This window comes from Levilinea saccharolytica, from assembly GCF_001306035.1.
Lineage (GTDB): Bacteria > Chloroflexota > Anaerolineae > Anaerolineales > Anaerolineaceae > Levilinea > Levilinea saccharolytica.
On the sequence record NZ_LGCM01000039.1, the window covers coordinates 141,257 to 153,949 of the forward strand.

A 12,693-nucleotide genomic window follows, 5' to 3' on the forward strand; every position below is an offset into this window, starting at 1 on the left:
ACCGGACGGCGGATTTTGTTCTATTCGATTGAGGCTGGGCTTACGGAGTAAAAAACGTGCCCGTCTCGCTCCACAGGCTGGGGCCGTTCTTGCCCGTGGCCCGCACCCGCCACCATAACTGTGTGCCCGAGGGCAGCGCCGTAGGTGGGGTGTATTCCGAAACACCGTTCACCACTGTCACCCCGCGCACCAGCGAGGCAAATTGGTCGCTGCGCGAAATCTCCACACGGTAGCCCAGTGCCCCTTCGCTGTCCTGCCAATCCAGAAGCGGCTGCAGGCTGGCGGTCACCTCCCCCGGCCCCGGCGACAGCAGCACCGGCTGGGCCAGCGCCGTGCGGAAGCTGCGCGTTTTCGACCACGCGCTGAAGTCATCGTCCCCATCCTCTGCGATCCCGTTCACGCCCGCGTTCCAGGCCCGCACCCGCCAGTAATAGGTGCGGTTGGGTTCCAAATCCACCTCCAGCGTGTATTCCGAGGCAGCCATCTGGTTCACGTGCGCCCGCAGCGGGGCCGAAAAAGCCGCGTCCTGATCCAATTCCAACTGGTAATAGCCAAAGGTCGTCCCCGGCAGCAGCACCACCGTGCTCCAATCCAGCCGCGGGCGCACCTCGCGCACCAGCGCCCCCGCCGCCGGTGATTTCAGCGCCGGCACGCTGGGCGGCTGACCGGTGGTAAAGCTGCGCACCGCCGAAAACAGGCTGGGGCCGTTCGCGCCGTTAGCGCGCACCCGCCAGAAGAAAGTGCCGTTGGCAGGCAGATCGCTGCCCGGCGTAAACCAGTTCTGGGCTGTCTTCAGTGTGTAACTGGACATCACCTTGGCAAAATCATCCGTCTTGCTCACCTGCACGGTGTAGCCTGCGGCCCCATCCACCGGCAGCCATTCAAACATCGGCCGCCGCGTGTGCGTATCGGCCCCATCCGCGGGTTTGCTCAGCTCCGGCGCGGTCATGGCCGCTCGGAAGGAGCGCACGGCTGACCATACGCTGCTCTCCCCGGCCGTGTTCCAGGCTCTCACCCGCCAGTAGTAGCGCGTGTTGGGCTGCAAATCTTCGCTCAGCACTGTTTCCGAAGGCCCCAGTCCGGCCGTCTCCAGGGTCACTGCGCCGGTGAAGGCGGCATTGTCAGCATACTGCACCTCATACTTGAGAAACTCCGTCCCCAGCGGCACGCGGCTGTCGCGCCAGTCCAGGCGCGGGCGCAGCTCGGTGATCAACTGATTGTTCTTGGGCACCTGCAGCACGGGTGTGCTGGGCGGGTTAGCGGTGACAAATTCCGCCGCCGCCGACCACGGCCCCGCCCCGGCCGCTGTGCGCGCCCGCACACGCCAATACAGATGCTGGTTGGCGGGCAGACTGGCCTTGGGGATCAGAGCAGAAACGGCCGGTATCACCCGTTTGCTCATCAGCAGCTTTTTGAAATTGGCGCTGCGCGAAATCTGCACGTCATACCCCAGCGCGCCGTCAAAATCGCTCCAATCCAGTTCCGGGCGGTTGTTCTGCAGGGTGATCCCGTCCCGCGGCCAAAGGATGAAGGGGCGGCTGCGCACAATCTCATAAGGCTCGCCGTCCTCATAGGGCAGCCCGCTCAATGCGTTGCCCGCCAAATCGCTGATCTGGGCGCTGGTCGGGATATCCAGACGCAGTGTACCATCGCCGCTGGTGCAATCCACAGTTACCTCATAGCTGCTGCCGCTGCCCGTCACGCCGCTGACCGCCGCCGCCAGGGTGTCCGTGGTCATCACCGAGAAATCGGCGGCGCCCACATCTTTCACCGGCTCTGAGAACTGCACAGCAAAGCGAGCCGTTGGGGTCAGATTGGGGTTGGCGTCCAGGCGGGTGATGCCTTCCACCGTGGGGGCGGTGAAGTCTTCCACCACGTCCTCCACCGTAATACTCAGCGCTTCGCTGTCATCTGGGCTGGCGGCGGTGGTGGGGTCATCCACATTCACCTGCACATCCAGCACCGGGTTGGTCTCATAATCCAGAATTGCGCCCGCCTTGAGGAACACTTCTTCCCCCGACAGGCTGAACATAGCCGCGTCCTCCCCGCTGAGGGATAACGATTGGATGCCAATACCGTCATCTGTGATCACCGCCCGCGCCACTTTCAACGGTGAGTCAATCGAGGTTTCTTCTACCAGGCTAGTTACCGTGTTGTCCAGATCTACAACAGGCGCCAGGTTGTCCAGCTCAAAGGCCCCGATGTCGCAGTCCGCCACCCCATCATTCGTCCCCTCCTGCGGCCGCGGGTGTCCGCGCTGATCGTTATCCCCGCAGAACGTAGACGAACCCCGATCCAGAGCCGAGGAACCTGGCAAAATGGACAGGGTTTGGGTGCTGCCGCCGTGGTTACCAAAGGTTCCCACCAAGGGGTCGTCTGTGTAGATGAACAATCCTCCCGGAAAGTCGTCCTGCACTACACTAAATTGCACCGATATAGAGCCGTTAGGCTCATAGATCTGCGCCCCCAATGGGCTGGTGTTCCCCCAGATCAGGCTGTTCCTCACATTGGGACTGGAGTTTTGGGTGAAGATACCCCCACCGGCCGCAGCGGCCGAATTATTCCAGAGGGTGACATGTCTTAATGAGCCACCAGGGCTGGACTCAAAAACGATCCCGCCCCCCATGCCGTTACCCCCGGAACCCACCGCCCGGTTCTGCACCAGGGTCACATTCTCCATAGCAATATTCGCCGTACTCAAATAAAGCCCGCCCCCATTGGCATTCGATTGGTTACCATAAAAGGTTACACCAGACAGCGTGCTGTAGTTTTTCTTACTGTACATACCTCCCCCAGAGCCAATATTGTTTTGTTCGACATCAGAAACATTGGCTTGAAAGGTCACATTTTGTAATTGTATGGTTGTGATCTCGCTGTACAGCCCACCCCCATCCCCGCTGGTCTGATTCATGTAAAACAAAACGTTGTATAGGCCAGTGGAGCCCCCCCAAATGGTATACATGCCCCCACCTGCGTTCTGGGCATAATTATCTTCAAAGGTCACATGGTTCAAGGTCGGACCGCTGTTGTTTCCGCTGTACAGGCCTCCGCCCGTATTTGCCCAGTTGCCGCGGATGACCAGATTTTGCAAGGTTAGGCTGGCATTATCGAGATAAACCCCCCCGCCGCTACCAGTGGGGTGAGCTCCGACAGCATTCCCACCCGTGATGGTAAACCCGTCCAATAGAGTGCTGATTCCCACCGAGGAGGCTGTTACCACGTGCAGGCAGTTATCCGCACTAAGGCCAACTATACCAATGTCGCAGCTCAGCGTGGTCCGGTTTGCGGCCACATTACGCTGGTTGAGGCTGGTTTCATTCCCAGCAAACCCGCCGTACACCCCCACGCCGTCTTTGAGGGTAAAGGTGCTGCTCGCAGAATTGCCAGGATAATGCACACCCGCGGCGGCCCACACTTGCTGGCCGGGCAGCGCCCCGTTTAAAGCCGTTTGCAGTGTGCAGGCGTTGGCCCACGAGCTGCAGTCGCCGCTGCCAGCCGCGCTGGTTTTGGCGTAACGCACCGGGTCGGTAGGCCCCTGTGCCTGGACCGTGCGCGTGGGAATCAGCCCCGCCAGGATCCACGCGCAGCACAAACAAACCACCCAAAAGCGTTTCATGATTTTTTCTCCTCTGCTGTTGCTGCTCAGCCCCTTGTTGCTGAAGCTTCTAGGGCATTCGTTCTCCGGAGGCTCCAAGCTTCCCTCCCAGCCTGGGGCCGCACCTAAGATACTATCCAGTTTAGCATAGAAGTTATAAAAAACAAATTCGGATGAAGCCTTATCTTAAAACAGTGCGCGGGATGCCGGCAAACCGCCAGACATCCCGCGCTGTCACCCAACCGCGCCCAAAGGTTCTCAGCGGTCTCGCCAAAGGCCGCCCAAAAACCCCCGCGCTGGAAATTGTCTCAGGCCGTGCCCAAATATGCGCGCACGCGCACTTCCGTCTGGCCGCCGCTGGGAATCCCCACCACATCCCCTTCCACCGGCGCCCCTTCCACCTCCAGCCGCACGGCGTTACCCGCCCCCACCCGCTCCACGTGGATGAAGTAGCGCACCCCGCGGAAAGTACGCTGCACGTCAAAGGCCGTCCAATCCTCCGGCACCACCGGGGCGATCTTCAGCCCGTCAAAAGTCGGACGAATCCCCAAAATCCACTGCGTCACGGCCACATAGCTCCAGGCCGCCGTGCCGGTCAGCCAGGAATTTTTGGCCTCACCGGGTTTGACCGCCTCTTTGCCCGCGATCATTTGAGCATAGGCATACGGCTCACAGCGGTGCACCTCGCTGATCTCTTCGCGCGCCGATGGGTTGATGCGCAGATAATAATCCAGCGCCCGCTCCCCACGCCCCAGGCGCGCCTCGGCGATCTGGATCCAGGGGTTGGTGTGGCAGAAGACGCTGCCGTTCTCTTTGTACCCTGGGGGGTAGGAAGAAATCTCGCCGATGTGCAGATAGTACTGCTTAAAAGCGGGCCACAGCACCACCACACCGTGCGGTGTGCCCAAATGTTCGCGCACCGCGTTCAGCGCGGATTCTGCACGGCCGTCTTCCAGCCCCACGCCCGCCATCACACACATGCCCTGAGGCTCCACGAAGATCTGGCCCTCTGTGCATTCCTGCGAGCCCAGCGGGTTCCCAAAATGGTCATAAGCCCGCCGGAACCAGCTGCCGTCCCAGCCGGCCGTATTCAGCACAGCCCGCATGTTCACCCGCTGCGCCGCCAGCTCGGCAGCTTTGGCCGTCAGGCCCAGGCGGTCGTACACCGCTTCCATCTCCGCGGCCGCCAAAACGAACAGCCCGCCGATGAAAACGCTCTCGGCCACTTTGCCTTCGCGGTTGGTGGTGGTCTGAAAAGACTGCCCAGGTTTATCCGAAAAACAGTTCAGGTTCAGGCAGTCGTTCCAATCCGCCCGGCCAATCAAAGGCAAACCGTGCGGCCCCAGGCGCTCCTGGGTATAGTTCAGGCTGCGCTCCATATGCGCCAGCAGGCTGTCCTCCGAGCCGTGTTCAAGATCAAAGGGAACCTGCTCCTGCAAGATGCTCCAATCGCCGCTTTCCTTCAAATATGCCGTCACTGCCAACACCAGCCACAGGGGGTCGTCGTTAAAATTGCTGCCCACGTCGTGATTGCCGCGCTTGGTCAGCGGCTGATACTGGTGATAGGCCCCCCCGCTGGCCATCTGCGTGGCCGCCAGGTCCAAAATGCGCTGGCGCGCCCGCTGTGCGTCTAACTGCACAAAACCCAGCAAATCCTGAGCCGAATCGCGGAAACCCATCCCGCGGCCCACCCCTGACTCAAAATAGGACGAGGAACGCGAGAAATTGAAGGTGACCATCAACTGGTACACATTCCAGATATTGATCATGCGGTTGGCGTGCTCATTGGGCGTATCCACCTGCATCCCTTGCAGCAAATTGCGCCAATACTGCTGGATATCAGCCAGCGCCTGGCTCACCACATCGGGCTGCAAAAAACGCCGGATGACTGGCAGCACCGTCTTTTTGTTGATGGTCTGCGTTCCCGCCGGGTCAAATTTGTCGTTTTCCGGGTTTTCGTGATAGCCCAACACAAAAATCACCCGTTTGCTTTCGCCCGGTTCCAGGTGCAGGCGCACATGGTGTGAACCCATCGGCTGCCAGCCCAGGGCCAGCGATTGCCGTGCTTTCCCTTCCTCCACCGCCGCGGGCGCGTCCCAGCCGCGGTATGGGCCCAAGAAATCCTCACGCTGGGTGTCATACCCCGCCAACGGCTCCGAGCAGGCAAAATAGGCAAAATGGTCGCGCCGTTCGCGGTACTCTGATTTGTGGTAAATGACCCCATCCACCACTTCCACTTCGCCGATGGAGTAATTGCGCTGAAAATTATTTGCGTCGTCAAATGCGTCCCACAGGCAAAATTCCACCGCCGAAAACAGCGAAAGGTTGGCCGCCGTACCGCGCTGGTTGGTCAGGTGCACATCCCAAACTTCCAGGTCTTGCCCCAGGGGCACGAAATAGGTCGTCTCACAGGTAATCCCCTTGCGCTGCGAGGCGATGCGGGTGTACCCCAGGCCGTGGCGGCAAGTGTAAGCATCCAGCGGGGTGCGCGTGGGCTGCCAGGTGGGCGACCAGAAATCCGGCTGAGCGGCGTCGTCATCGCGCAAGTACACATAGCGCCCGTTACCGTCCAAAGGCGCATTGTTGTACCGAAAACGGATCAGCCGCCGCAGGCGCGCATCTTTATAAAATGAATAGCCCCCCGCTGTGTTGGAGATAATGCCAAAATAGGACTCGGTGCCCAGGTAATTGATCCAGGGCAAGGGTGTATCCGGTCGGGTAATCACATATTCCAGATGGAGATCATCGAAAAAACCGAAGCGCATGACCACTCCTTCAAAAAAACCAAAAGCATTGATTAAGCTCGCGGCACTTGCCTCCGCGGCCTGGGTGCAGCCCGCCCCCAATGACACTCAGCGGATCGCAGCCGTGCAATATGGATCAGAGGATAGAGGAAGGAGGCCGTTCCCCCGAGGCCTCCTTCCGACTTGTTTCCTTGCCCTTACTCTTTGACGGCGCCCATCGAGATGCCGTTCACAATATAGCGAGAGAACAGGAAGTAGATGATGATGATCGGGATCACCGAGGCTGCCAGACCCAGGTAAATGGCACCGTATTCTGGGCGGTACACATCCCCACGCAGGGTTTGGATCAGCATGGGCAGGGTATACTTTTGCCGCGAGGTGATTAAGATGAAGGCGTTGAAGAAGTTGTTCCAGGCGCCCACGAAAGCAAAGATACCCATCGTGAAAGCTCCCGGCGCCGCAATCGGCAGCATGATGCGGTGGAAAATGCCCAGCTCACTGGCGCCGTCAATGCGGCCCGCATCAATCAAGTCTTGCAGCACTACCGATTCCAGATACTGCTTGCCAAAGAACACCGCACCGGCTGAAGCGATGCTGGGTAAGATCAGCGACCAATACGAGTCCGCCAGACCGAGCTTGGACATGTACTGGTAGAAGCCGATGATCGAAAGCTGCATGGGGATCATCACCAGCACCAAAATGCCGTTGTAGAGCAGCTTGCGCCCTCTGAACTTATACACCACCAAACCGTAGGCCGTCATCAGCGAGAAGTACACGCTTACGACAGTGGTCATAGCGGAGATATAGAAGCTGTTAAAGAAGCCCCGCGGCAGATCCAGACCCTTGCTGAGCAGGATCTTATAATTGGTGACCATGTACTTGCTCGGTATCAAGCTGATGCCGTTTTGAATTTCCACCGTGGAACGCGTCCCGTTCACGATCAGCAGCCAGATGGGCAGGATGACGATGATCAGCAGGATCGTCAGGAAAAGATAAATGAAGAAACGCTGGATATTGGTAGAAACGCGGTAGTTTTTCATCTTTTCCTCCTAATCCTCTGCCTCTTCGAGATTAGCATCTTTATCGCGAAGCAAATAGAAGATGAGCAGAGAACAGATCGTCGTCATGATGAACACCAACACGCCCACCGAAGCCGCCGCGCCGATATGTCCCTTGCTGCTGCGGAACTTCATATACATCAAAATGTTGTTGGTCAAAATGGAGTTCGCCGGACTGCCGCGCCCATCGGTCAACAGCATGGGGATGTCAAACATCTGCATACCGCCCACCAGCGAGGTAACCAGAATGTAAATAGTCACCGGCTTGATCAGCGGCAGGGTGATGTAGCGGAACATTTGGAAGGAGGTGGCGCCGTCCACCAGGGCTGCTTCGTACACCTGCACCGAAATAGAGGTCATCCCCGCCATCAAAATGATCGTTGTTTGGCCAAACCACATCCACCATTGGATGAAAACCACCAAAGCGCGGGCCACTGTGGGATTGCGCAGATAATCAATCGCCTCAGGGATGAAGCCAGCGCGCACCATAAACTGGTTCACCGGCCCGTAGAACGAGAACAGACTAAAAAACAGGGCCGCGATGGCCGCTGGCATGAGCAAATTGGGCAAATAGAACAGCATACGCCAGACACCCACGGCTTTTAACTTCAGTCGGGTGCTGGTGAACCACACGGATAAAAGCATGGCAATACCAAGCTGCGGGATAAAGTTCAATACCCACAGCAGCCAGGTGTTCTTGACCGCAGTCATGAACACAGAGTCCGCAAATAAACGCTTGAAATTGGCCAATCCGACAAAATTGGATTTAGCCGACATCAGGGTGGTATCGGTAAAGCTCAGGGCGATGGTGTTGTAAACGGGGTAGAGGCCAAACAGCAAAAACCCTACGACAAATGGTGCAACAAAATAGTACCCATAATTAAAGCGGCTCTTCTTCGGACGGTTCATCGTGCCTCCCGGTGTAGACTGAGTCAGTGCATTGCTGCACTGACTCAGTCTTAGTGAAACGTTCAGATTATTCGGGGATAATCAGTTCGGGGAACTCGTTGCGGACCGCGTCTTTCCAGAGTTTCCACATCTCTTCCAGGGTGACTTTGCCATCCAGGTAAGAGTTCAACGGGTCGTTCAGAGCGCGCTGAATAGCGTCGTCGGAGCCTTGCATCAGTTTGGCGCTGACGGTGGGGGCCGCCTCGGCGAAACCGCCGTAGGAGTTCTGGCCGCCCAGGAACTTGCTCATTTCGGAGTCATCGAAGGAAGCGGTGATGGCCTTCACAACGTTCCTGCTGGACACGAAGTCGCCAGCGGCCTGTTTCTGATCGTCCGGAACGGTGGGATCAATGGCTTTGAGGTATTCATTGGTGTACACGCCCGTGGCCCAATTGGTGAGGTTTTCCTCATCCAGGGTGCAGAAGCGCACGAACTCGGTGGCCAGATCCATCTTCTTGGTTTCTTTCATCACACCCAACCACGTGCCGCCCCACTGGTAGGGGAGCGGGCCAGTGATGACCGCCCAGTCGCCGGTGGTGTCTTTGGTGCCGTCAGCCGATTTGGCATGGGGGGCCAACACGTAGGGCAGACCCCAGGTGGGCAGGAAGTAGGAGAAGATCTGCTTGGGGGCGCCGTTGGCATCCACCAGGGTGTCATTCATACCAGCGAACCAACCCTCTTGCCACTGGGTGGCTTTGGCTTCGTAACCATTGTCGCGGAACAGTTTGGCGGTCGCAACCATCTTTTCGACCATCGGGTCAACCGTCAGGGTGTCGTCCACAACCCAGGGCTGCTCGCGGTTGGCATAGAACAGGTTCATGAAATCGCCGTTGGAGGCAACCATGTAGGTGTTGCCGCCGGATTTCTCTTTGACCACAGCGGCCGCGGCAGTGTACTTGTCCATGTCGCCCAGGATTTCCTGGATCTTGGCGGGGTCATCGGTGCCGAAATATTCTTTGGCCAGGCTGCGGCGATAGAAGAGCGCGCCGGGGGTCGCCTGATAAGCATAGGCCTTGGTCACGCCGTCCGCCGTACCGACGTCGGTCACGAAGGGATAGGTATCCGCAGCTTTGGCTTCGTCGAGCAGACTGCCGAGGTCAGCCAGGAAATCGCTTTCCACGTAGCTCTTCACGAAGGCGGCTTCCAGAGCCACAACATCGGGAACCTGATCGGTGCCGAGGGTGGCCATGAGCTTGGTCTGGTATTCGCCGTTGGTCATGGGGATCATGGTGTAGACCACGTCGACTTCGGGGTGCTTGGCTTCGAAGGCGATGGCCATGGTGAGGATTTCATTGGTGAAAGACCACACATTCAGGACGGTCTTTTCGGTCGCAGCCGGGGCAGCCGGTTCGGCGGGGGCCGCAGGTTCGGCAGGAGCCGCGGGTTCAGCCGGGGCAGCCGGTTCGGCAGGGGCCGCCGGGGCGGGGGTCGCCGCGGGGGCGCAGGCAGCCAGCATCATGCTGACCAGGATCAAAATGGACATCAACTTCAGGGCAGACTTACGCATTGCATTTCTCCTTATGGAAATTGAGTTTGAGTTGGGGCTGCTGAAGTGGTCCTTTGCTTGACATACCCGAAAAAAAAAGGTATGTTAACTTCAGGCAGCTCCTTGAGTGACGCACTCAACGGTTCTGCGGGGCGGTTTGCGGGCGGCAGACCGCTCCTCCTTTTAAACGCCAACTTCAGGCGTTCTGGATGGGGATGAGGGTGTTTTCGCTTCTGCGCTCCTCCTGTCTAAGGTTCCTGGTCTGTCGTGATATGCGCCTGGGCAGGAGGCACATTAATGAAAGAGGCCCAGGCTGGTGCCGCACGATTCGCGCACCATAAGCTCCGCCGGAAGCACCAGGTGACAAACTTCCGGCGTGGGATTTTCGATACGATCAATCAGTGTTTCCACAGCCAGCGCGCCCATGCGTTGCGTGGGTTGGCGCACGGTGGTCAGCGGGGGCGCGGTGTGTGCCGCGGCGGGGATGTCGTCAAAACCCACCAGCGAAACATCCTGCGGAACGCGCAGCCCGGCTTCGGTCAGGGCGCGCAGCGCGCCGATGGCCATCATGTCCGAGGCGGCAAACACAGCGTCCGGGCGGGCGCGCAGCAGTTGGCGCATGGCGATGTAGCCGCCCATCTCGGTGAAGTCGCCCTCAGCCACCAGCTCCGGTAAAATCGGCAGTCCGCGCTCGCGCAGAGCCGTCTGGTAACCTTGCAGGCGGTCAATACCGCCAATCATGTTCTGCGGGCCGGTGATGGTGGCCACGCGGCGGCGTCCCAAGCGCAGCAGATGCAGCACAGCCTGGCGTGAGGATTGGGCGTTGTCCACATCCACATAGCAGGTCTGCTCGCGCGAGGGATTGCGGCCGATCAGCACGAAGGGCAGCCGCCCCTCCCCTAACGCCTCGATGATCGGGTCATCGGTCAGCATGGAGGCCACAATCACGCCGTCCAGCAGGCCGTTGTAGAAAATTTTGGAAATGGTGCGGCGCTCAAATTCCGGCTCGGCCAGCCACAGCATCACCGAGTAGTCGCAGGCGTTGCAGGCGCTGGAGACGCCTTGAATGAGCATGGGGAAAAAGGGATCCGTGAAGATGGTCGACACACCCATCGGGATCACCAGCCCCAAAACCCGCGTGTGCCCGGCAGCCAAACCGCGTGCCGCCAAATTGGGCTGAAAATTGAGCGATTGCAGCACCGTCATCACCCGTTCCCGCGTCGTCTCCCGCACCGCGTGATCGCCGTTGATGACGCGCGACACGGTGGAGCGGGAGGTGCCGGATAAAGCGGCAATATCTTCGAGGGTGAGGGGCATGAACGGGGTTTCTCCTGAGAGCGCTCCCAATTCAGTGGGTGGTGTAAGCCGTTTTGAGTGGACTGCAGTGACCAATTGAAAATTTTGGGAGTTTTTGGGAGCGCTCTCATACTATAGCGCGTTTCAAAGCGAATGTCAAGCGGTTTATCTTAAAATTTGTTGCGCGGCGCAACATTCCCTCCCCCCTCTCGCCTAAAGCTGCCCGCCTGCCCAACCCAACCTGAAAAACACTTTGACTTTTCCCTGGTTTTATGACTATAATGGGATTTAAGATTGAATGGATCTTATATCACTCATCTCTAACTACCCAAGGAGGGCTGCATGGACGAACTGGTCAAATTGGTCAGCAAGAAAACGGGCATCCCCGAAGCTCAGGCCAAAATCGCTGTCGAAACGGTCATGGACTTCCTGAAGAAAAAACTGCCGGCCCCAATCGCCGCGCAGTTGGATGCCGTCATCACCGGCGGCGGCGCCCAGAACTTGATGGACGGCCTGGGGGGCATGTTAAACAAACGCTAAGCCCCAGCTCTTACGTACGCTCAACCCAAACGCAAACGGAGGAAATTAGAATGACGAAACTGCTGGATATCGAAGGAATTGGCCCTGCATACGCGAAGAAATTGGAAGAGGCCGGAATCGGCAGCCTCGAAGCCCTGCTGAGCGCCGGCAAAAAGCCCGCCGGGCGCAAAGCCCTCGCCGAAAAAACGGGCATCGCCGATAAGTTGATCCTCGAATGGGTCAACCACGCCGACCTGTTCCGCATCAAAGGCGTTGGTTCCGAATATGCCGACCTGTTGGAAGAAGCCGGGGTCGATACCGTCCCCGAACTGGCCAAGCGCGTTCCGGCCAACCTGCTCAAGAAAATGGAAGAAGTCAACGCCCAAAAGAAACTCGTGCGGCGCCTGCCGACTGAGGACATGGTCAAAGACTGGGTCGCCCAGGCGGCTGCCCTCCCGCGAGAAATCGAATATTAGTTTTTGCCGTTCTCAACAGCTAATCCTCGGGCCGCCCAGGCGCTCCGGTCATCCGGTCAGCCTGTGCGGCTCGTTCCCATGCAGCCTAAGGAGAAATCAGTATGCTCAAAGAGTTTAAGGCTTTCATCCTGCGCGGCAACGTGCTCGACCTGGCTGTGGCCGTCATCATCGGCGGCGCCTTTGGCAAGATCATCACCTCCCTGGTCAACGACATCCTCATGCCCCCCATCGGCATGCTCCTCGGCAAAATGGATTTCACCAACCTCTTCTGGGCCATGGACGGCGGCAGCTACGCCAGCCTGAAAGCCGCTGAAGAAGCCGGTGCACCTCTCCTGAAATACGGCCTGTTCATCAACAACATCATTGATTTTCTGCTCGTCGCCCTGGTCATCTTCCTGGTCATCCGCGCAGCCAATGCCCTCATCCCCAAAAAGGCCGAAGAAGCCCCCGCCCCCACCACCAAAGAATGCCCCCACTGCCTCAGCACCATCCCCCTCAAGGCCACCCGCTGCCCGCACTGCACCTCGCAGCTTTAGCTTTTTTCTGATCCTCACTGAAAAAGCTCCTTGCG

The 12,693-nt window shown here is 58.5% G+C and carries 9 protein-coding genes; 3 read left to right on the forward strand and 6 right to left on the reverse strand.

Annotated features, from left to right (window positions below):
- Nucleotides 1-40 precede the first annotated feature (40 nt).
- The 6 genes from ADN01_RS11520 to ADN01_RS11550 all read right to left on the reverse strand — a co-directional run bounded on the left by ADN01_RS11520 (nt 41) and on the right by ADN01_RS11550 (nt 11,148).
- Nucleotides 41-3,616, reverse strand: coding sequence for a glycoside hydrolase family 78 protein (locus ADN01_RS11520; protein WP_062417660.1), 3,576 nt, complete (start codon nt 3,614-3,616; stop codon nt 41-43).
- 287 nt (nt 3,617-3,903) lie between these two features.
- On the reverse strand, nt 3,904-6,360 hold the full coding sequence (locus ADN01_RS11525) for a GH36-type glycosyl hydrolase domain-containing protein (RefSeq protein WP_062417659.1): 2,457 nt from the start codon (nt 6,358-6,360) through the stop codon (nt 3,904-3,906).
- A 176-nt stretch (nt 6,361-6,536) separates the two neighbouring features.
- Nucleotides 6,537-7,379 (reverse strand): carbohydrate ABC transporter permease, encoded by an 843-nt coding sequence (locus ADN01_RS11530; protein WP_062417658.1) that lies wholly within the window; start codon nt 7,377-7,379, stop codon nt 6,537-6,539.
- A gap of 9 nt (nt 7,380-7,388) precedes the next feature.
- Nucleotides 7,389-8,306 (reverse strand): carbohydrate ABC transporter permease, encoded by a 918-nt coding sequence (locus tag ADN01_RS11535; RefSeq protein WP_062417657.1) that lies wholly within the window; start codon nt 8,304-8,306, stop codon nt 7,389-7,391.
- A gap of 67 nt (nt 8,307-8,373) precedes the next feature.
- Nucleotides 8,374-9,852 carry an ABC transporter substrate-binding protein gene (locus ADN01_RS11540; RefSeq protein ID WP_062417656.1) on the reverse strand — a complete coding sequence of 493 codons (1,479 nt, stop codon included), beginning with the start codon at nt 9,850-9,852 and terminating at the stop codon, nt 8,374-8,376.
- 273 nt (nt 9,853-10,125) lie between these two features.
- On the reverse strand, nt 10,126-11,148 hold the full coding sequence (locus ADN01_RS11550; protein WP_062417655.1) for a LacI family DNA-binding transcriptional regulator: 1,023 nt from the start codon (nt 11,146-11,148) through the stop codon (nt 10,126-10,128).
- A gap of 321 nt (nt 11,149-11,469) precedes the next feature.
- Here ADN01_RS11550 and ADN01_RS11555 point away from each other — a divergent pair, with 321 nt between their 5' ends.
- The 3 genes from ADN01_RS11555 (at nt 11,470) to mscL (ending at nt 12,658) form a co-directional block, all read left to right on the forward strand.
- The gene (locus ADN01_RS11555; protein ID WP_062417654.1) at nt 11,470-11,667 is read left to right on the forward strand and encodes an HU family DNA-binding protein; all 198 of its coding nucleotides are present in this window, start codon (nt 11,470-11,472) and stop codon (nt 11,665-11,667) included.
- Nucleotides 11,668-11,717: 50 nt separating this feature from the next.
- Entirely contained in the window at nt 11,718-12,122 is a 405-nt protein-coding gene (locus tag ADN01_RS11560; protein WP_062417653.1) for a DUF4332 domain-containing protein, read from the forward strand.
- A gap of 101 nt (nt 12,123-12,223) precedes the next feature.
- Nucleotides 12,224-12,658, forward strand: coding sequence for a large conductance mechanosensitive channel protein MscL (gene mscL / locus ADN01_RS11565; protein WP_062417652.1), 435 nt, complete (start codon nt 12,224-12,226; stop codon nt 12,656-12,658).
- Nucleotides 12,659-12,693 lie beyond the last annotated feature (35 nt).